Genomic DNA, 17,861 nt, shown 5'->3' on the forward strand with positions numbered 1-17,861 from the left:
CTTATGCCTCCTCACCCGACTCGCCGTCGGCGACGATCTTGTTGCGTTCGAGCATGTGGTCCTGCTCGACCTCGCGGGCGAACTCGGGCGCGTCGTACACTTTCGCGTAGCCGACCGTCTTTCGCATCCCGAACTTCGTGTCGAGCTCGTGGACGACGACTTCTTCGGCGTCCTTGTTGAGCTTGGCCGCGAGCGAGTCGCGCACGGAGAGTCGCGACGGCGTCGCCTCGTCGTGTCGCACCTCGAACCGAACGTCGGTCCGGTGTAACATCGGGTTGTCGTCTTCTTTGATGATGTCGATTTCCATGGTTCGTTGTCCCTACATTGCCCCTGAAGCGCGTAAAAGGATTTCGAACGGCGTACAGCTTCCCACCCTCACGGCGGGCGCGAACCCGACGGCGTCGCGAACGACACGTGAAGAGAGAGCCGGGTCGACGGGGACGACGAGTCGACCGTCGACACGCTCTACCAGACGATGTATAAGAAAGTGGAGTTGAGAGAACGAATACCGTGGTAACTGTTGCACCGCATTTTGGGGCGTGAAAAGTATTTCTACAGAGTGTGCCGTGGTACCGTCTCTCAAAACCAATCGACTTTCTGAAACTTTTTGTATGGCGAGAGTCTTGGTGTACGTACGGCAGTGGTCCCGCGACCGCTCGCCCCCACGGAGCACTCACAATGTCATCGAACACGTCCCATCTTTGCACACGATCCGAGCGTGGTCCCGCAGTCGATTCCCCGTCGTTCGCGACGCTGGTCGGTTTCCCCGTCCTCCTCGTCGCCGCTCTCGTCGCCCTGAGCTATCCGCTCGCAGCCGCGACGGCCCTCGCCGCGACGGCACTTGCAGTGAAAGGCACGCAGTTCGGACTGGCTGCACTTGTCCGCCGGACGAACGACGCGCCTCGTCGGGTCACCGTCCCCGGCGTCGGCACCGTGACCGTCAGCATCGCCCCGCTGTGAGACTACCCGTCACGCCGTGACAGCCGACGGTGCGAGAACGAGACGCCACGCTCTTTGAATTACGACTGGTTTTCGCTGCGACGACACGATTGCGGCGAGGTCGCCGTCACCTACTCCTCGGTGACCGGCGCGTCCATGCGTCGAACGTCGAGCACCAGTTCGTCTGCGGTCTCGGAGACGGCCGTCACTTCGCCCGCGACGACCAGATCGGCGCTGGGCGTCGGCCCGACGACGACCGGATCGCCGACCTCGATACTGTCGAGGGTCCCCTGGACCGAGACGTGTGCCGTACACTCCGTCGGGTGGTGGACGTTTGTCAGGTCGATCTCTTCGACCGTGGCGTCGATCCTGTCGAACGCCTGCGAGACGGTCACCGTCTCGGCGTCGTCCATCGGTTCTCGCCCGATCGCGGCGAAGGCCGCTGGCGTCGGCTCGTACCCGCCGGTGGGTCCCTGGACGCTCTCGACGAGCCCGATCGACTGGAGGGTCGTGAGCTGGTTCTGGACCGTGCCCGAGCTGCGGTCCAGGACCTCGGCGACCTGGCCGCTCGTGACCGGGCCGTCCGCGGTCTCGTGTTCGTTGATGAGTGTCGTCACGAGCTGGGTCTGTGTCGGAGAGAGGTCGATGTCGTTCGTGTTCATTTGTTGATTGTCTGTTGACGGTCAGCAACCATGAGTTTCGTGGTCGTGACTGCTAGAGATCGATCGACGGCGTCAGCGGCGGACGGCGCTTGTGTCTGGTGGTTTCGCACCATTTCCGGACCCGCTGGACCGTCGCTCGATCGACGGCGAGTCGCTCGGCGACGGCGGCCGGTGGTTGCGCTTGGTCGACGAGCGCGTGGAGGATCTCGTCGAGCGTCTCGGGGCCGACCCCGAGTTTCTGTGGGTCGCTGTCGGCGCGTCCCGCCGTCCGGGTCGACCGGTCGAGAATGTTCGACGGCACGTCGACCGCTCTCGCGAGCGCGCGTACCTCGGTGTGATAGAGCGGTGCCAGCGGCGCGAGGTCGACGCCGTCGTCCCCGTGTTTCGTCACCGACCCCAGGAGCCGCCGGGTACGGTCGACAGAGCCGAGCACGAGCCGGTCGGTCGTGTTGGCGACGTAGTACAGACACGCCATTCGGAACCGTTCGCGTGCGTTGTCGAGCGCGACGACGTCGTCGGCCGGTTCCCCAGCAGCACCGATCACGCGCTGGAACGCCGAGAGCAGCGGCCGCAACTGGAGTCGCTCGTACTCGATCGACAGCATCGACGCGACCGCCTCCGCCGCCCTGGCCGACGCCTCGTCGTTCATGTTGGCCGGCAACACGAGACCGCTGACCCGATCGACGCCGACGGCTTCGATCGCCAGCACCGCCGCGACCGTCGAACCGACTCGCCCGTCTAGCGCGACGACGACGCCCTCGGCACCGGCCCGTTCGAGCGTCCGTTCGACGAAGCGGGGCAACTGCTCGCGAAGTTGCTGGACCGCCTCCGGCTCGGTCGCAAGCTCGGAGCGCTCACGGGCCAGTGCAGGATCGTGTGCGCTGGGCTTCGAGTCACTCACGACGACCACCACCCGGCGACGCGCCCGAACCGCGACCGTGTCGCTCCAGAGGGCGGACACCGCCGGACCCACGGCGGTGCCGGCTGCCCCGCCCTCGGCAGACCACTCCTCGTGAGACGGAGACCGCCAGCACGATAGCTGTCGCCGGCCACCGGACAAACGGCGTCGGCTGTCGGCCGGACGACTCGATCACAGATCGTGGCGTGCAGTACACGATACCAGCAGTTCGACTCGTTACTGATAGTGATTCCCTACCAGGGGAACTAATGGGTGGGGGCCTCTGGGAGGTCCTAGTACAGGTATAGTGGCCATCGACTTTCAATGGCTACGATATCAGACGGGCAGCCGGCGCATCAGCGCGGGCAGACGGTTGCGAAGCTTCGTCTTGAAGCCCCCCTCCAGCTCGTGGATGCGGGCCATCTCGTCGTCGGTCAGGGAGAACTCGAAGACAGCGAGGTTGTCGGCCAGGTGGTCGCGGCTGGTGCTCTTCGGGATGGCGACGACGCCGTCCTGCTGGACCAGCCAGCGCAGTGCGACCTGTGCCGGACTCCGGTCGTAGCGGTCGCCGATCCGGGCCAGCAGATCGTCCCCGAGGACGCGGCCCCGCGCGAGCGGGCTGTAGGCCGTCAGTGCGATCCCCGCGCCGACGCAGTACTCTCGCAGCGCCGACTGATCCTTGTAGGGATGGTACAGCACCTGATCGGCGACGATCGGGGCGTCGACGGCGTCGCCGGCCGCCCGTAGCTGCGACCGCGTGAAGTTGCTCACGCCGAGGTGTTCGACCAGCCCCCGCTCGCGCAGTTCGGCCATCGCGGCGAGGGGTTCTTCGACGGGGACGCGCGGGTGGGGCCAGTGGATCAACAGCAGGTCGACGTAGTCGACACCGAGCGTTGCCAGACTCTCCTGGACCGTCGAGACGACCGCCTCGCGCCGGAGGTTCGAGCGCCACACCTTCGTCGTTAGGAAGATGTCGTCGCGATCCACGTCGGCCGCGGCGATCCCTTCGCCGACCGCCCGCTCGTTGTCGTACACCTGTGCGGTGTCGACGTGTCGATAGCCGAGATCCAGAGCGGTCCGAACCGTCTCGGTACACGCTGTCCCGGTGTTTTGCCACGTTCCGAGCCCGATCTTCGGGATCGACGCACCGCCAGCTTCGACGTGTTCCATAGCCGACGTTGCGCCGGGACCACAAAGAACGTCGCGGCGTCGCGGGAGGGAAAGGACAATGACACTTGGCCCCGACAGTCGACGTATGAGTGCCGACACTGTTCTCGTCGAAGACGTAATGTCGACGCCGCTCGAGACGACGAGCCCGGACGCGACCGTCCGAGCCGTCGCCGAGCAGATGCGCGAAGCGAACGTCAACGGACTCTTCGTCCCCGGTGCGGACGCAGGAATCGTCACGACGACCGACGTGGTCCACGCCGTCGCCGAGGGCGCGGACCTCTCGGAGACCCGGGTCGCTGACGTGATGACCTCTCCCGTCGAGCGCGTCGAGACGACGACGGAACTCAACGAGGCTGCGGCCATGATGACCAACTTCGGCATCAAACACCTCCCGGTGATGGACGACCACGGCGACTACGTCGGAATGGTCTCCTCGACGGACACGACCGGCGAGTTCGCCTAGGCCGTCTCGGGGCGGGCTCTTTTCTCCCGCACGGTCGAACGACCGGACATGAGAGTCGACTGCGAGGGGTGTGCCGGCTGCTGTATCGACTGGCGGCCCCTGACCGACGCCGACATCGATCACGAGCGGCGCGGCAGTCGCCACCCTCTCGACGAGACCAGCAACCTCGTCCCGCTGACCCGCCCGGAGGTGCGTGCGTTCGTCGACCGCGGTCACGGCGACGCCCTCACGCCCCGCCTGTTCGCCGACGACGACGGCGTCACCATCGACGGGCACAGCGTCGCCGCGATCGGCGGCCGGCCGGCGTTCTACGTCGGCCTTCGCAAGCCGCCCAAACCCGTCGCGCCGTTCGACGCCGACCCCACCTGGCTGGAGACCTGTGTCTTCCTCGATCCCGTGACCCTGCAGTGCCGGCTCCACGACGGCGAGCTGTACCCGGACACCTGCGGGGCCTACCCCGGCGAGAACCTCTCGCTGGCCGTCGAGACCGAGTGCGAGCGCGTCGAGGCCCACGCACCCGGCGAGGCCGCTGGCGATCGACTCCGCGACGACGAGCCGCCGGCCGACGCCACGCCGCTGCTCGGCCCGGCCGCGCTGGGCTCGAAGCTGTTCGCACACCCCGAGCCCGAGCGCCTCTCCGGCGTCGTGTCTCGCCTCGTCGCCGACGACCTGACGGCCGCCGACCGCGCGGAGTTCGTCGCCGTCGCGGCCGCCTCCGCGCCCGGGACCGGAGCCGTCAGCGACGACTGGTACGAACGGTATCGCGAGCGCGCACGGGACACAGCGTCGTGGACCGGGCGAGCGATCGAGCGCTGGCAGACCCTCGCCGACGCGGTCGGTGAGCCGGCACCGGAGCCCGAATGCGCACGCGAGATCGAGGACGACGACGGCGCACCGCCGACGCCGGGCTGGGACTCGATCGACGACACGTCCACCTGAAGCGAGCGCAGGTCGAAGGCAGTCGTTGGCGACGGAACGCGAGCGGACGGTCAGGTGTCGGAACCGGATTCGACGGGCGGCCACTCCGGGTCGACGCCGACAACGTCCGCCGTCCAGGCCCAACACTGTTCCTCGGTGGCTTCCTCGATCGGTTTCGCGTCCGTGCGCTCACAGTCCGAAAAGTACCCACCGTGCAGGTCGGCCGTGTCGTCGGTCGTCGCCAGAAAGAGCGACGTTTCGGCGGCCGCCCGTTCGGAGTCGACGGGGCCGACCGGAAGTAGCCCGCCGACGAGGCCGAACAGCTTCCAGCCGAGCCGCGAGAGCCCGCCGGTCTCGCGTGCCAAGCGACTGCTCGGGACGATGCCGGGGTGGCAACACGACACCGTGACGGCGTCCGTTCGTCGGGCCAGTGCCCGCGTGAACGCGACGTTCGCGAGCTTCGAGTCGGCGTAGGCCTGCTGTCCGGTCGGCCCGTCCGGACCGAGGAACCGGTCGGTGTCGAGTTCGCCTCGCCGGTGGAGGTCCGACGAGACAGCGACGACGCGCCCGCCGGCCGCGTTCAACAGCGGCCACAGGTCGTGGGTCAGTCGGTAGTGCGCGCAGTGGTTCACCGCCACCGTCAGCGCCACCTGTGCGCGGGTGCCGTCCGAGCGCTCGCCGGTCGCCGCGACGAGACGGCGCTCGTCCTGCCAGGTCCCGGCGTTGTTGACGAGCGCGTCGAGGCGGTCGTAGTCGTCGGCGATCGCGTCGGCCAGCGCACCGACGGCGTCGAGTGTCGACAGGTCCGCGTGGTGGAACGTCGCCGCGCCCGCCGTCTCCCGGCGGACCGTCCGACAGATCTCGTGGCCACGCTCGGCGTCGCGGCCGTGGACGAGGACCGTCCAGCCCCGTGCTGCCAGCCCGCGGACCGTCTCGCGTCCGATCCCGCTCGTTCCCCCGGTGACCAGCGCGACCTGGCTGTCGCTCATAGCGGGTCGTTGGACGACCGGGCGAAAAAGAGCGGGGGTTACAGCGACTCGTCCTCCGCGCTGCCGGCCACCGCGAGCGAGGAGCCCCGATCGTCGTAGTACTTCCGTCCGATGTAGGCGTCGGGCAGCCGCGAGACGACCGTCTCGAACAGTTCGTCGGCGCTCTCGTAGCTGTCGTCGTCGACGTGCTCGACGATCGACGCCAGCGTCTCCGACTCGTCGCTGTCCGGCGCGATAACCGTCACCTGTCCGAGTCGGTCACGCACCGTCGAGAGGGTGACCGGGTACGACAGTTCCGCGTCGAGATACGCCCGCAGGTCGTTTCGCTCCGTCAATCGTTCCTGTGACATAGCGCGACGGTGTCGACTGCCCGCCCGCCCCACCGTCGTCCGGACCTTCCCGTGACGGTACTTCGTTATAGGGTGCTTTGTGAGTCGTCGGTATCATCGCGCCCGGCTTACCGCCACCGGGCCACCACGCGCCCGCCGGCTTACTCGGACGGAGGGCCAGCACCGCGGTCGGCCTGTCTCCTCATTCGTGGCCGTACACCGGGACCGGTTCGTACGGTTCTTCGAGGTACTCCATCTCCGAGGTCGAGAGGTCGATCTCCAGTGCTTCGACGGCCGCTTCGAGGTGTTCGATGCTCGACGTGCCGAGAATCGGCGCGTCGGTGTACTCGTTCTCGAAGTGCCAGGCCAGCGCGATCTGGGCCATCGTCACGCCCTTCTCGTCGGCCAGTTCCTGGACGCGCTCGTTGATCGCCTCGCTCCCCGGCCCCTCGTCGTAGGGGAGCCCGATGTTCTCCTTCTCGTGTTCGCCCCGCGTCGTGCGAGTGAACTCCTCGTGGGGCCGGGTCAGATAGCCCGCGCCGAGGGGGCTCCACGGGATGACGCCCACGTCCCACTGCTCGCAGACGGGATACATCTCGCGCTCCTCCTCGCGGTAGGTGAGGTGATAGAGGTCCTGCATCGTCTCGAAGCGGGCCAGCCCCTCCCGCTCGCTGACGTGCAGGGCGCGCTGGAACTGGTGGGCCCACATCGACGACGCCCCGATGTGACGCACCTGGCCGCGCCGGACGGCATCGTCCAGCGCCCGCAGCGTCGTCTCGATGGGGGTATCGTAGTCCCAGCGGTGGATCTGGTAGAGGTCGACGGTGTCCATCCCCAGCCGCTCGAGCGAGGCCGACAGCTCCTGTTCGATGGCCTTCCGCGAGAGCCCCTGCCTGTTGGGATCGTCGCCCATCTCGCCGAACACCTTCGTGGCGACGACCTGCTCGTCGCGGTCGTACTCGCCGAGCACGTCGCCGAGGATCGCCTCGCTCTCGCCCGTCGAGTAGACGTTTGCCGTGTCGAAGAAGTTGATCCCGAGTTCGAGCGCGCGCTCGATCAGCGCCTCGGAGTCGTCCCGGTCGAGCATCCACTCGTCGCCGCTGCCGAAGCTCATACAGCCCAGGCAGATCTTCGAGACCTCGATCCCGGTCGAGCCGAGTGTCGTGTACTCCATACATATCCCCGTTGCGGGGACTGACCAAGTAGTCAACGGCACAGTTCTGACACGACGAGGGCGAAAACTGGCCCGCCGGAAGCCGATACACACAACTACCGGGCCGCGCACCTCCGAGCATGGACGTTGCACACGTCGCGCTGTGGGTCTCGGACATGGATCGTGCGATCGAGTTCTACACCGAACTGGGGCTGGAACGCCAGTGGTCGTTCACGCTCGACGGCGTCGAGAACGTCTACGTCGGCGGCGATCACGGCGAACTCCAGTTGCGCCACGACCCCGACCGGACGACGCCGATCGCGCCGAATCGGGCGGACGTAGATCACGTCGCGCTCACCGTCGACGACACCGAGGCGACGGTCGAGCGCGCCACCGACGCCGGTGGGACGGTCGTCACCGCGCCGACCGTGATCGAACCGGCCGACGCCTACGTCGCCTTCGTCGAGGACCCGGAGGGGTACGTCCTGGAGTTCGTGGAGCCGCTGGACTGAGAGGACTGATTTCGGCAACCGCACGTCATTCGTCAGGCAGTGAAGTTGCGACCCGCTGTAGAGGAGGTTCCAGCGCATTTATTATTGTTGTCTGAGTTAACAGAATGTGGAGATTCCGCCGAAAGATTACCTCCTCATGCGAGAGGATGCGTGGTCAAGTCGATTAGAAATATTCGCCATAGGGATGTTTTCGATAGCCGTCGCAGGAGTAGTTATGTTCGGAATGAGGCCGGTCGTCCCTAACACAATCTGGATCGTCGAACTCCTCATCATCCTTTTGCTCAATGCGTTTATCCTCACATTTTCAATAATTCTCGTACCGTTCGTATCGTATCAGATTGGTATCGGTCGGTGTGAATCGAAGTGAACTGTTTGATACTGGGTTTCTCCCGGTTGTCCAACTACCGGCCGGCTTACTGTGGACGATTTCGGCAATACGTTCTCGAATTCCAACGAGAAATCAGTGATCGTGACTCCAGAGACGCCAACGCCCGAGACTGACCGATCGTCCAGTCCTGGGGGCGACTCGGTGGGGTATTAGTCGCTAGCGCCCTACTCGTCTGATACGATGGCAGAAGCGAAGCCGGTCCAGCGAGCCGACGATCCGCTGGATCTGACTCTCTCCGAGGCGGAACTGGAGGCGTATCGCGATCACATCACCGACTTCGTCACCGAGCAGGTCGAGGCAGCCGGCGTCGAGACGGCGGTCATCGGGCTCTCGGGCGGCATCGACAGCACGCTCACCTCCCACCTCGCCGTCGAGGCGCTGGGCGCGGAGCACGTCTACGGGCTGGTGATGCCCAGCGAGGTCAACCGCGAGGCGAACATGAGCGACGCCGAGCGCGTCGCCAGCGAGCTGCTGGGGATCGAGTACGACGTGATCGAGATCGAGCCGATCGCCGACGCCTTCCTCGAGGGCTACCCCGACGCCGAGGGCGACCAGCTCGCCGTGGGCAACCTCCGGGTGCGCTGTCGGGCGGTGCTGAACTACCTCGCCGCCAACCACCGGGACTCGATCGTCCTCGGGACGGGGAACAAGAGCGAGGCGCTGGTGGGCTACTTCACCAAGTACGGCGACGGTGCCGTGGACTGTCACCCGATCGCGAATCTCTACAAGGGGCAGGTCCGCCAGCTCGCCAAACACGTCGGCGTCCCCGACGACCTCGCGGACAAGACCGCCAGTGCCGAGATGTGGGTGGGTCAGACCGACGAAGAAGAGATGGGACTGGACTACCCGACGCTGGACTCGATTCTCGCGCTCCACGTCGAGGGCGGAGTCTCCACCTCGGCGACGGCCGCCGAGATCGGCGTCGACGAGGACGCCGTCGCTCGGGTGCGGACGCTGTACGAGGGCAGCGCGCACAAACGGGCTGCTCCGCCGGGTCCCGACCCGCTGTGCTGACCGCCGGTGGCCGCTCGGACGGCCGACGGTGTCAGCGGACCTGTTGCTCGGGCCCGCGCCCGATGTACTCGGCCATGAACTGCCGCATCGTCTCTTCGTCGTACTCGTCCATGTCGAGGCGCTTGGTCCAGGCCGTCAGGACGTACGTCGCCGCCGGGTCCTCGACCGGCGTCGGGACCGCGAGGAAGCTCATGAAGTCGTCCGTGTACCGGTTCCCGTACTGCCGGAAGCTCTCGCGAACGTCCGGATCGATACCGTCTGGATCGTAGTAGACGACGATCGCCCCGTGTTCCAGTGCGTGGACGACCTCACCCAGCGGCGGAGCCGTCTCGTCGTCGTAGTACCCGCCCGTCGCCCAGTCGGCGTAGTGTGGCCCGGAGGTCGGCGGCATGTGCTCGTAGGTGAGCTCCGTGCCCCGGTCGACGTGCTGGGTGCCTTCGGACTCCTGTGTCGTCACCTGCGAGACGACGGCCTGATCGCCGCTGTCTGGGAGACTCGATCCAGCACCGCCTGCACCCATGAACACGACGACGTAGACCACGACCGCGATCGAGAAGCCGACGACACCGATCAGGATAGCCGGCCCCAGCGAGAGGATCCGGCCCTCGTCGCTCCCGTCGCGCTCGGCGACCCGTCGCTGATCGATCGACCCCAGCTCACCCTCGTGGGCGCTGCCGAGGTGATCGAGATACGCGTCCTCGCTGTCGAAGGACCCGTCACAGTACTCACAGTCAACCATTGTCTCGTAGTGCGCGTGGGACGGCTTCAATCCTTGCGCTCGGCCCGCGCTTCGACGAGGGTCGCGAACGCCTCGCGTTCCCGCTCGAACTGGCGGTCGCCGTCGGCCGACTCGGCGAGCAGCTCCTTGATCGTCCGGACCGCTCCGGCGTCGTTGTCGGCGACCGCGTGTGCGACCGCCAGCGGATCGTCGACGACCCGCGAAACCAGGCCGACCCGCAGCGCCTCGTCGGCGTCGACGACGCGACCGGACAGCGAGAGGTCCATCGCCACGCTCCGGCCGACGGTGTCGACCAGCCGATCGGTCCCGCCCCACGCGCCGAACAGCCCCAGCGTCACGCCCGACTCGGCGAACGTCGAGCGGGGCGTACAGACCCGCAAGTCACAGGCCAGCGCGAGTTCGACGCCGCCCCCACGTGCCGGCCCGTCGATGGCCGCGACGGTCGCCCCGTCGTAGCCAGCCAGCGCGTCCGCGACGGCCTGGCCCAGCCGGGCGAACGAACGCGCGTCGTCTCCGTCGAGGGCGTCGACGGTGTCCAGATCCGCGCCGGCACAGAACGCCGTTCCAGCGCCCCGAACTGCGACCACCGGCGCGCTCGCGTCCGCAATTCGGTCCCGGAGCGTCCCCAGTGCGTCGGCCGTCAGCGCGTTGCGGCTGTCGGGCCGGTCGATCGTCACGACCAGTACCTCGCCCGTCCGCTCGGTCCGTATCGTCCCCATGCCCGACCCGACGTTTCCAAAGGTCTTTGCCCTTCCCGTCGCTAGGCGAAGGTAATGGAGGAAGCCGCTGCGGTCCGACGAGCCGCACTGGCGGCAGTCGACGACGTCGACCCCGCTCGTCTGCGCGACCGTATCGAGGACCGGCTCGACGCCGCCTCGATGACCCCCGGCGTCTGCACGCTCGTCAGCGCGAGCGCCGCCGGCTGCGAGGGACAACTCGACGGCCTCAGCGACCGCGCCGCCGGTGTCCAGTTGATCTACGAGGGACTCCGGCTGACGCGGGCGCTGGCCCACGACGACCCCTGGGCGGGCGGCGACCGCGACGCCGCCGATCTGGACGTTCTCATCGCCGACATCCTCGTCTCACGTGGATTCTATCTGCTGGCCCGAACCGAGGCCGCCGACGCCGCCGTCGACGTGGTCCGGGCGTTCGGTACCGACCAGACCGTCCGCCGCGAGACCGACGACCCCACGCTCGATCGGAACCTCGAAGCCGACGTGCTCGAACTCGCTGCTGTGGCCGGCGTCACCGCCGCCGGGAACCGACCCGCGCCACGCCTGCGTGAGTACGCCAGCGACCTCGTGACCGACGGACTGCCACCCGTCGAGACGTTCGCCGACGAGGACGTACGCGAGACGCTCGCGGCGCTGACGACCGACGCCACCAGCGCCGACGGCGTCCGCACCTCGGCCGACCACTGAGAGAGAGTAGCGTGCCGTCCCCGAATCGTAACGCCTAAAGACAACTCCGGACAACGGATGAATGCGCGCCTGGGTAGCTTAGAGGTAAAGCGCGTCCTTGGTAAGGACGAGAGCCCGGGTTCAAATCCCGGCCTAGGCTTTCTCACGACGACCGGACAGACAGCAACAGCCGTCTCCGGGAGAAAGTGGTCTCGTAGTCGACTTCGAAACCGAATCGAGAACCGAATCGAGTGTCGATCCGCGACTGACAGGCGTTGCAGCCGCCGGCAACGGTTTGACGGACACGAGCCTACCGACAGCCATGGCGCTTGGTCGTCGGCTCTTGCTGGCGCTGGCTGGGCTCGCGACGCTGTGTGTGTACGGCGTGCTCGCAGTGGCCGGCTATCGACTCGCGACGTTCCTGTGGGCGAACCGACCGGACCCGCTCCTGGCCGCCGTCGTGGTCCTGACGACGGGGATCGCGCTGGGATACCACAGCTACAGGGTCGGGACGATGCAGCTCCGGCGACAACTCGACGCCGTGCCGCTGGCTCCGGAACGCGCCCCGCGAGTGCATCGGCGACTCGACGCGGTCGCCGAGCGGATGGGCGTCGCTCGGCCGGAACTGCTGGTGGCAGAGCTGTCGGCACCGAACGCACTGGCCATCGGTGGCGGCCGCGACGCGATCGTCGTCGACCGCCGGTTGCTCCGGTTGCTGTCACCGACGGAGATAGAGGCGCTGTTGGCCCACGAGCTGGCACACCTCGAAACGAACGACGCCCTGATCCAGACGCTCGCGTACAACCTCGTCCAGACGCTCACGGGCGTGGTCGCGCTGATCGTCCTCCCGGTCGCGACGTTGCTCGGCGGGTTCGCTCGCGCGTTCGCGCTCGTCCGAGGCCAGCCCGAGGCCGCGTCCCGGTCACTGCTGGGCCGTGCACAGCGACTGGCGCTGCTCTCGATCGCGGGACTCGGACTCGTGGTCGGACTGCTGGCGATGGGCTACTCCCGCCGACGGGAGTACGCCGCCGACGAGCGCGCTGCCGCGGTCGCCGACCCGCTCGCGCTCGCCCGGGCACTCCGGACGATCGAACGGGCCTCGAAGCCGGGATTCGGCCTTCTGACGCCGCTGTACGTCCAGGGAGAGGAAGACACACCACTGGCGAGACTGCTCGCGACGCACCCGCCGATCGACGAGCGGATCGAACGACTCCGGGCAATGGCCGATCACCGACGAATCGACGGACGGTGACGACATCATACCGTTCTGTATCGCGGATAGCGATATATCACGTCGATCCCGGGCCACGCTACCGAACTCCCGAAGCAGCCAGAACGTCCGCGAGAGCCGTCAGCGAGTCGCGACCTCGCGAGCGTGCTCGACCACCGTCGACGGCCTCTCGCGGGGCGGCCAGTGGGCACACGAGTCGAGGACCACCAGCTCACTCTCTGGAATGCGATCGGCCGCCCGCTCGGCCCAGGACAGCGGGACCACCTCGTCGTGGCGGCCGTGGAGGAGTCGTGTTGGGACCTCGAGCGCCGGTAGCTCGTCGACGTAGACGGTCCGGTATCCCGAGCGCGTCACCTCGGCCTCGCGGAAGCGACGGAACGCGACCCCGGCAGTGGGCCGCTGGACCTCCTCGTAGACCGCGTCGACCGCTTCTTCGGAGAGGTCGTCGAGGTCCGCGACGATTCCGCCCAGGCTCGCCTTCGTGAGCCGGCGGCTCCGGCGGAACAGGGCGATGGCGACCCGATTGAACAGTTGAACGCGCGCGAGGGCGTAGGAGAGTCGACCGTTCGGCAGCGTCCGGCCCAGTCCGTAGCTGTCGATCAACAGGAGATCGTCGACGAGAGCGGGACGGCGGAGTGCCATGCCGAGTCCGACGGCACCACCGAGCGAGAGCCCAGCGATCGAGAACGTGTCGACGGCCAGTTCGTCGAGAAACCTCGTCATAGCGTCGACGTGCCGGCCGACCGGGTAGGAGCCCGGTGGGAGAACCGTCCGGCCGTCCGTGCCCTCACCCCTGTCGACGCCGCTCCGGCCGTACCCCAGGAGATCCGGCGCGACGACGTGACAGTCCGCGGCCAGCGGCTCGATCACCTCGCCCCAGGAGACGTGCCCCGCGTCGATGATCCCCCCGTGCAGGAGGACGATCGTCGGATCCGCCGGATCGCCGGCTTCGAGGAAGTGGATCGCCAGACCGTCGGCGGTGACCGTCTCACTGGTCGGCATACCGTCGGTGACGACCGCCAGCATCAAAAACCCACGCACCGCCCGCCGAACGGCGCCTCATCAGTCGAATTGTCGGATACCACTCGGTCCCGACGAGAGGTGCCATAAAGTACTATCCGCGATATAGAATGAGGGCCATCGGTCTGCGAACCGACGCTTCGGGACGCCATCGTGTTCCACAATCGCTTTTTCACCGGTCGACGACGCCCCGAGCGATGCCCTCCACACTCGATTCGCTCGCACGATCGCTGGCGATGCCGTACTACGACGCTGCCCTCCCCGCGCACGATCGGTTCCACGCGAAACGGGTCCGCGATCTCTCCCTGCGACTCGCCGAGAGGTGGGACCGCGCTGTCGATCGAGACGTGCTGTCCGCGGCGGCGTGGCTGCACAACATCGGCCGCCCCCTGGAGCGCGTCGGGGAAATCGACGACCACGGCGAGTGGGCTACGGTCACGGCCAGAGAGTTGCTGGCCGAGGAAGGGGTCGCTGCCAGCCGAATCGACGCCGTCGCACACTGCCTGCGAACTCACAGCATCCGATCGAGTTCACCGGAGCCCGAGAGCCCGGCAGCGAAGCTCCTGTTCGACGCCGACAAGCTCGATGCGACCGGTGCCGTCGGGATCGTCCGACTCGCGTGTGTCGTCGGCGAACGATCGGGGCGAACGGGGACTCAGTACGCACACCTCGACGACGCCTCGACACACGAAGCGACGACCGACCGTCGCGACATTTCGGTCCTCAGGGAGTGGGCACGCGAACGACTGGCACGACTACACACGCCACCGGCCCGGCGGCTCGGCAGATCGCGGTGGCGCTTCATGGAGGCGTTCTTCGAGCAGTTCGAGAGCGAGATCGGCGTGCGAGCCGACGCCTGATCGTCGACGATCCGATCCCGGTGTAGGCCCACGCATCGGACACGAGAGCGGTCGCTATCGCCGCGAGCCCGCTGCATCCGCCGAGGTCGTGCTTTTGTATCGCGGATAGCGGTTTATGGAGTGGGACAGACGCGTGTTTCTGGAACAGTCGCCACAGCCACAAACAGCGGACTCACGGCGTTATCTGTGCCTCAGGAGCGGATGCGTGAGCTGCGTCCGTCTCGAACAGATGTCGGTCGTCATGCGTGGTTGTAACCCCGTGACGAGATTCGCCATCCGAGTGGCGGAATCGGTCACAGCCGACAGTGTCAGAACTCGCCGGGGCCGGGAGCCGGCACGCCACCGTCGTCTTCGCCGCCGAGTTCGAACTCCTCGCGGAGCTCGCGGATCCGATCGCGGATGTCTGCAGCGAGTTCGAACTCCAGGTTGTCTGCCGCCTCGGCCATCCGCGCTTCGAGCCGTTCGATCTGTCGGGCAGCCTCGTCGGCGTCGGCCGGGCCGTCACCGGCCACGTCGCTGGTGTCCGTCTCGGCACCCGGAAGCGAGGACTCGCCGATCTCTTTCTCGATAGTCGTCGGCTCGAAGCCGTGTTCCTCGTTGTACGCCTGCTGGATCTGGCGGCGGCGCTGGGTCTCCTCGATGGCCGACCGCATCGCGTCGCTCGTGTCGTCGGCGTAGAGGACGACCTCGCCGTTGACGTTGCGGGCGGCCCGCCCCATCGTCTGGACGAGCGTCGTCTCCGACCGCAGGAACCCCTCCTGGTCGGCGTCGAGAATCGCGACGAGGCTCACTTCGGGGATGTCCAGTCCCTCCCGCAGGAGGTTGATGCCGACGAGCACCTGGATCTCGCCAAGCCGCAGCGACCGGATCAGTTCGTGACGTTCCAGCGTGTCGGTCTCGTCGTGCATGTAGGCCACGTCGACGCCGCTCTCTTCGAGATACTCGGTGAGGTCCTCGGCCATGCGTTTGGTGAGTGTCGTCACCAGCACGCGCTCCTCGTCGGGCATCGATTCGATCCGTTCGAGCAAGTCCTGGACCTGGCCGCTGGCGTCTGCGACCTCGATCGCGGGATCGACGAGGTGGGTCGGGCGGACGATCTGCTCGACGACCTGGCCGCTCTCCTCGCGCTCGTAGTCGCCCGGCGTCGCCGAGACGTACAGCGTCCGGTCGGTCTTTTCCTCGAACTCCTCGAAGGTCAGCGGACGGTTGTCGAAGGCGGTCGGCAGGCGGAAGCCGTTCTCCACCAGACTCTCCTTGCGTGACTTGTCGCCCTCGAACTGGCCTTTGATCTGGGGGATCGTCTGGTGGGACTCGTCGACGACGGTGAGGAAGTCGTCGGGGAAGTAGTCCAACAGCGTGTACGGCGCTTCGCCGCTCTCGCGGTCCGAGAGGTGGACCGAGTAGTTCTCGATCCCCGAGCAGTAGCCGGTCTCTTTCATCATCTCCAGATCGAACGTGGTCCGCTCCTCGATGCGCTGGGCCGCGACGGCGTCGCCCTGCCGTTCGAAGTAGCGGATTCGGTCTGCCAGCATGTCCTCGATCTCCTCGATCGCCCGCTGGAGGCGCTGCTCGGGGATCGAGTAGTGCTCTGCCGGGTGGAGCAAGACGGCGGGCTCCTGGCTGACGACCTCGCCTTCCAGGGGATCCATCTTCACGAGGCGGTCGATCTCGTCGCCCCACATGTCTACCCGGACGGCGTAGCGGCCGTACATCGGGTAGATCTCGACGGTGTCGCCCCGCACGCGGAAGGTCCCCTGAGTGAAGTCCACGTCGTTGCGCTCGTAGTTCAGGTCTACGAGCTGGCCCAGGAGTTCGTCGCGCTCGATGCGCTGGCCCTCCTCCAGCCGGAGGCTCATGTCGACGTAGTTGCGCGGGTCACCCAGCCCGTAGATGGCCGACACCGAGGCGACGACGATCACGTCGTCGCGGGTCAACAGCGAGCGGGTCGCAGAGTGCCTGAGGCGGTCGATCTCGTCGTTGATCGAGGCGTCCTTGTCGATGTAGGTGTCGGTCTGCTCGACGTAGGCCTCGGGCTGGTAGTAGTCGTAGTACGAGACGAAGTACTCGACGGCGTTGTCGGGGAAGAGGCTCCGGAACTCCTCGTAGAGCTGGGCCGCCAGCGTCTTGTTGTGGGCGATGACCAGCGTCGGCTGCTGGAGCTCCTCGATCGTCCACGAGACGGTGTTGGTCTTGCCCGACCCGGTGACCCCCAGCAGAGTCTGTTTGTCCATTCCTCGGCGATATCCGTCGACGAGCTGCTCGATGGCGTCTAGCTGGTCGCCGGCTGGCTCGAACGGTGCGTCGACGCGAAACGCCGTCTCGGCGTCCGGTCGGTCCGGAGACAGTGGGCCGGAGTCGCTCATTGTCCGACAGTAGGGCTCGATCGACTTGAGCGGTGTGCTTTGGGCAGATTCGCCGGTTTTCCAGGCTGTCGGCCGTGTTTTGGGGCGAGGTTCAGAATCTGGGTCGCGGAGAAATAAACTGCTGTACGCTATATCGAATGCGGCGAGTGGCGTCCACCCGCGGTAGACAGCGGTAGCACAGTCGAAGGGCTTCACACTGACTGCACGACGGCCGGCGATCGGGTGTGCAGAGATGCGATGCGGCGACGGGCGCGACGGCTAGCCCGAGAGCTCAGGAAGATCAGTGCCGAGACCAGCAACGTCCAGGCTATTGGTCAGACGTGTGACCGGTCGTCGACAGTTTCTGGGTCGTTAGCTCCTGCTGTTCGGTCCGGAGCCGTTCAACCGCCACGTCACACTGAAGTTCCAATTGTCACGGCGCTCCTCGATTACGTCGGAGGATATCCACCAGAGTGGTTCCGGCCCACCACAGGGAAATGAGAGTGACCAAGACACCGAACCAAGCAGGGATATCTGTGCTGCTGTACATAATGACACCGCCAGCGATTCCGGCGACGAATATCGCCAGTTCCACGCACCGAATGTCGTTGTTCGTAACATCGACCGCCGCAAAGGTCAAGAATACGAGCATGACGACCGCGGGCCCGATAACTGACGTGAAAACATCTCCCGTAGTCAAATACAACGCGAGCGCGACTGCCGGTATGATAATCACGTCTTTCAGTTCGACTCGCTCACTCAGTTTTCCGACGACAGATTTCACCGTATCGACCATCCTCAGCAGACCTTGATAATACTGTCTACATGTCTGTT

At 66.5% G+C, this 17,861-nt stretch carries 20 protein-coding genes and 1 tRNA gene; 9 read left to right on the plus strand and 12 right to left on the minus strand.

What is annotated here, in order from left to right:
- Position 1: 1 nt before the first annotated feature.
- Positions 2 to 307: a 30S ribosomal protein S24e gene (locus tag ACAH01_RS14945; RefSeq protein WP_015762143.1), complete on the minus strand. Its 306-nt coding sequence runs from the start codon at positions 305 to 307 to the stop codon at positions 2 to 4.
- A 371-nt stretch (positions 308 to 678) separates the two neighbouring features.
- Between ACAH01_RS14945 and ACAH01_RS14950 the strand changes: the two genes are divergently transcribed.
- Positions 679 to 960 (plus strand): hypothetical protein, encoded by a 282-nt coding sequence (locus ACAH01_RS14950; RefSeq protein WP_372479719.1) that lies wholly within the window; start codon positions 679 to 681, stop codon positions 958 to 960.
- Positions 961 to 1,070: 110 nt separating this feature from the next.
- On the opposite strand, the gene ACAH01_RS14955 is transcribed toward ACAH01_RS14950, so the two are convergent.
- The 3 genes from ACAH01_RS14955 to ACAH01_RS14965 all read right to left on the minus strand — a co-directional run bounded on the left by ACAH01_RS14955 (position 1,071) and on the right by ACAH01_RS14965 (position 3,669).
- Complete coding sequence (locus ACAH01_RS14955; protein WP_170093355.1) at positions 1,071 to 1,601, minus strand: HTH domain-containing protein; 531 nt, start codon at positions 1,599 to 1,601, stop codon at positions 1,071 to 1,073.
- Positions 1,602 to 1,653: 52 nt separating this feature from the next.
- A complete protein-coding gene (gene nadE, locus ACAH01_RS14960) occupies positions 1,654 to 2,502 on the minus strand; it encodes an NAD(+) synthase (RefSeq protein WP_372479720.1) in 849 nt (282 codons plus the stop codon).
- A gap of 333 nt (positions 2,503 to 2,835) precedes the next feature.
- Positions 2,836 to 3,669 carry an aldo/keto reductase gene (locus ACAH01_RS14965; protein ID WP_372479721.1) on the minus strand — a complete coding sequence of 278 codons (834 nt, stop codon included), beginning with the start codon at positions 3,667 to 3,669 and terminating at the stop codon, positions 2,836 to 2,838.
- Positions 3,670 to 3,754: 85 nt separating this feature from the next.
- Between ACAH01_RS14965 and ACAH01_RS14970 the strand changes: the two genes are divergently transcribed.
- Both ACAH01_RS14970 and ACAH01_RS14975 read left to right on the plus strand, forming a co-directional pair.
- On the plus strand, positions 3,755 to 4,132 hold the full coding sequence (locus tag ACAH01_RS14970; RefSeq protein WP_153552311.1) for a cyclic nucleotide-binding/CBS domain-containing protein: 378 nt from the start codon (positions 3,755 to 3,757) through the stop codon (positions 4,130 to 4,132).
- 48 nt (positions 4,133 to 4,180) lie between these two features.
- Positions 4,181 to 5,071 (plus strand): YkgJ family cysteine cluster protein, encoded by an 891-nt coding sequence (locus tag ACAH01_RS14975; RefSeq protein ID WP_372479722.1) that lies wholly within the window; start codon positions 4,181 to 4,183, stop codon positions 5,069 to 5,071.
- 50 nt (positions 5,072 to 5,121) lie between these two features.
- Here the strand turns inward: ACAH01_RS14975 and ACAH01_RS14980 are convergent, their stop codons facing one another.
- From ACAH01_RS14980 to ACAH01_RS14990, 3 genes are all read right to left on the minus strand, one after another.
- The gene (locus ACAH01_RS14980) at positions 5,122 to 6,039 is read right to left on the minus strand and encodes an SDR family NAD(P)-dependent oxidoreductase (protein ID WP_372479723.1); all 918 of its coding nucleotides are present in this window, start codon (positions 6,037 to 6,039) and stop codon (positions 5,122 to 5,124) included.
- Positions 6,040 to 6,077: 38 nt separating this feature from the next.
- Positions 6,078 to 6,389, minus strand: coding sequence for a hypothetical protein (locus ACAH01_RS14985; RefSeq protein WP_372479724.1), 312 nt, complete (start codon positions 6,387 to 6,389; stop codon positions 6,078 to 6,080).
- Between the two features lie 181 nt (positions 6,390 to 6,570).
- Positions 6,571 to 7,542: an aldo/keto reductase gene (locus ACAH01_RS14990; RefSeq protein ID WP_372479725.1), complete on the minus strand. Its 972-nt coding sequence runs from the start codon at positions 7,540 to 7,542 to the stop codon at positions 6,571 to 6,573.
- Positions 7,543 to 7,661: 119 nt separating this feature from the next.
- Here ACAH01_RS14990 and ACAH01_RS14995 point away from each other — a divergent pair, with 119 nt between their 5' ends.
- Complete coding sequence (locus tag ACAH01_RS14995; protein WP_153552306.1) at positions 7,662 to 8,033, plus strand: VOC family protein; 372 nt, start codon at positions 7,662 to 7,664, stop codon at positions 8,031 to 8,033.
- 568 nt (positions 8,034 to 8,601) lie between these two features.
- Positions 8,602 to 9,435: an NAD+ synthase gene (locus tag ACAH01_RS15000; RefSeq protein ID WP_372479726.1), complete on the plus strand. Its 834-nt coding sequence runs from the start codon at positions 8,602 to 8,604 to the stop codon at positions 9,433 to 9,435.
- Between the two features lie 31 nt (positions 9,436 to 9,466).
- Here the strand turns inward: ACAH01_RS15000 and ACAH01_RS15005 are convergent, their stop codons facing one another.
- Both ACAH01_RS15005 and ACAH01_RS15010 read right to left on the minus strand, forming a co-directional pair.
- Entirely contained in the window at positions 9,467 to 10,174 is a 708-nt protein-coding gene (locus ACAH01_RS15005) for a DUF3105 domain-containing protein (protein WP_170093348.1), read from the minus strand.
- 26 nt (positions 10,175 to 10,200) lie between these two features.
- Complete coding sequence (locus ACAH01_RS15010) at positions 10,201 to 10,893, minus strand: enoyl-CoA hydratase/isomerase family protein (protein WP_372479728.1); 693 nt, start codon at positions 10,891 to 10,893, stop codon at positions 10,201 to 10,203.
- Positions 10,894 to 10,947: 54 nt separating this feature from the next.
- On the opposite strand from ACAH01_RS15010, the gene ACAH01_RS15015 reads away from it, so the two are divergent.
- The 3 genes from ACAH01_RS15015 to ACAH01_RS15025 all read left to right on the plus strand — a co-directional run bounded on the left by ACAH01_RS15015 (position 10,948) and on the right by ACAH01_RS15025 (position 12,826).
- Positions 10,948 to 11,595, plus strand: coding sequence for a hypothetical protein (locus ACAH01_RS15015; RefSeq protein WP_170093346.1), 648 nt, complete (start codon positions 10,948 to 10,950; stop codon positions 11,593 to 11,595).
- 67 nt (positions 11,596 to 11,662) lie between these two features.
- Positions 11,663 to 11,734, plus strand: a tRNA-Thr gene (locus ACAH01_RS15020).
- Positions 11,735 to 11,896: 162 nt separating this feature from the next.
- The gene (locus tag ACAH01_RS15025; protein WP_372479729.1) at positions 11,897 to 12,826 is read left to right on the plus strand and encodes a M48 family metallopeptidase; all 930 of its coding nucleotides are present in this window, start codon (positions 11,897 to 11,899) and stop codon (positions 12,824 to 12,826) included.
- A 99-nt stretch (positions 12,827 to 12,925) separates the two neighbouring features.
- Here the strand turns inward: ACAH01_RS15025 and ACAH01_RS15030 are convergent, their stop codons facing one another.
- Positions 12,926 to 13,807 carry an alpha/beta fold hydrolase gene (locus ACAH01_RS15030; protein WP_372479730.1) on the minus strand — a complete coding sequence of 294 codons (882 nt, stop codon included), beginning with the start codon at positions 13,805 to 13,807 and terminating at the stop codon, positions 12,926 to 12,928.
- Positions 13,808 to 14,022: 215 nt separating this feature from the next.
- On the opposite strand from ACAH01_RS15030, the gene ACAH01_RS15035 reads away from it, so the two are divergent.
- Positions 14,023 to 14,685, plus strand: coding sequence for an HD domain-containing protein (locus tag ACAH01_RS15035; protein ID WP_372479731.1), 663 nt, complete (start codon positions 14,023 to 14,025; stop codon positions 14,683 to 14,685).
- Positions 14,686 to 14,993: 308 nt separating this feature from the next.
- Here the strand turns inward: ACAH01_RS15035 and uvrB are convergent, their stop codons facing one another.
- Both uvrB and ACAH01_RS15045 read right to left on the minus strand, forming a co-directional pair.
- Positions 14,994 to 17,048 carry an excinuclease ABC subunit UvrB gene (gene uvrB, locus ACAH01_RS15040; protein ID WP_372479732.1) on the minus strand — a complete coding sequence of 685 codons (2,055 nt, stop codon included), beginning with the start codon at positions 17,046 to 17,048 and terminating at the stop codon, positions 14,994 to 14,996.
- A gap of 412 nt (positions 17,049 to 17,460) precedes the next feature.
- Positions 17,461 to 17,823: a hypothetical protein gene (locus ACAH01_RS15045; RefSeq protein WP_372479733.1), complete on the minus strand. Its 363-nt coding sequence runs from the start codon at positions 17,821 to 17,823 to the stop codon at positions 17,461 to 17,463.
- Positions 17,824 to 17,861: the final 38 nt, after the last annotated feature.

This window comes from Halomicrobium sp. HM KBTZ05, assembly GCF_041530035.1.
GTDB lineage: Archaea > Halobacteriota > Halobacteria > Halobacteriales > Haloarculaceae > Halomicrobium.

What these genes read in the sequence shown, in the direction of transcription:
- ACAH01_RS15000 (WP_372479726.1), top strand. Translation starts at nt 8,602, where the DNA reads ATGGCAGAAGCGAAGCCGGTCCAGCGAGCCGACGATCCGCTGGATCTG.
- ACAH01_RS15025 (WP_372479729.1), top strand. Translation starts at nt 11,897, where the DNA reads ATGGCGCTTGGTCGTCGGCTCTTGCTGGCGCTGGCTGGGCTCGCGACG.
- ACAH01_RS15010 (WP_372479728.1), bottom strand. Translation starts at nt 10,893, where the DNA reads ATGGGGACGATACGGACCGAGCGGACGGGCGAGGTACTGGTCGTGACG.
- ACAH01_RS14975 (WP_372479722.1), top strand. Translation starts at nt 4,181, where the DNA reads ATGAGAGTCGACTGCGAGGGGTGTGCCGGCTGCTGTATCGACTGGCGG.
- ACAH01_RS15005 (WP_170093348.1), bottom strand. Translation starts at nt 10,174, where the DNA reads ATGGTTGACTGTGAGTACTGTGACGGGTCCTTCGACAGCGAGGACGCG.
- ACAH01_RS14995 (WP_153552306.1), top strand. Translation starts at nt 7,662, where the DNA reads ATGGACGTTGCACACGTCGCGCTGTGGGTCTCGGACATGGATCGTGCG.
- ACAH01_RS15030 (WP_372479730.1), bottom strand. Translation starts at nt 13,807, where the DNA reads ATGCCGACCAGTGAGACGGTCACCGCCGACGGTCTGGCGATCCACTTC.
- ACAH01_RS14980 (WP_372479723.1), bottom strand. Translation starts at nt 6,039, where the DNA reads ATGAGCGACAGCCAGGTCGCGCTGGTCACCGGGGGAACGAGCGGGATC.
- ACAH01_RS15015 (WP_170093346.1), top strand. Translation starts at nt 10,948, where the DNA reads ATGGAGGAAGCCGCTGCGGTCCGACGAGCCGCACTGGCGGCAGTCGAC.
- ACAH01_RS14985 (WP_372479724.1), bottom strand. Translation starts at nt 6,389, where the DNA reads ATGTCACAGGAACGATTGACGGAGCGAAACGACCTGCGGGCGTATCTC.
- ACAH01_RS14970 (WP_153552311.1), top strand. Translation starts at nt 3,755, where the DNA reads ATGAGTGCCGACACTGTTCTCGTCGAAGACGTAATGTCGACGCCGCTC.
- ACAH01_RS14955 (WP_170093355.1), bottom strand. Translation starts at nt 1,601, where the DNA reads ATGAACACGAACGACATCGACCTCTCTCCGACACAGACCCAGCTCGTG.
- ACAH01_RS14950 (WP_372479719.1), top strand. Translation starts at nt 679, where the DNA reads ATGTCATCGAACACGTCCCATCTTTGCACACGATCCGAGCGTGGTCCC.
- ACAH01_RS15045 (WP_372479733.1), bottom strand. Translation starts at nt 17,823, where the DNA reads ATGGTCGATACGGTGAAATCTGTCGTCGGAAAACTGAGTGAGCGAGTC.
- ACAH01_RS14965 (WP_372479721.1), bottom strand. Translation starts at nt 3,669, where the DNA reads ATGGAACACGTCGAAGCTGGCGGTGCGTCGATCCCGAAGATCGGGCTC.
- ACAH01_RS14945 (WP_015762143.1), bottom strand. Translation starts at nt 307, where the DNA reads ATGGAAATCGACATCATCAAAGAAGACGACAACCCGATGTTACACCGG.
- ACAH01_RS15035 (WP_372479731.1), top strand. Translation starts at nt 14,023, where the DNA reads ATGCCCTCCACACTCGATTCGCTCGCACGATCGCTGGCGATGCCGTAC.
- uvrB (WP_372479732.1), bottom strand. Translation starts at nt 17,048, where the DNA reads ATGAGCGACTCCGGCCCACTGTCTCCGGACCGACCGGACGCCGAGACG.
- ACAH01_RS14990 (WP_372479725.1), bottom strand. Translation starts at nt 7,542, where the DNA reads ATGGAGTACACGACACTCGGCTCGACCGGGATCGAGGTCTCGAAGATC.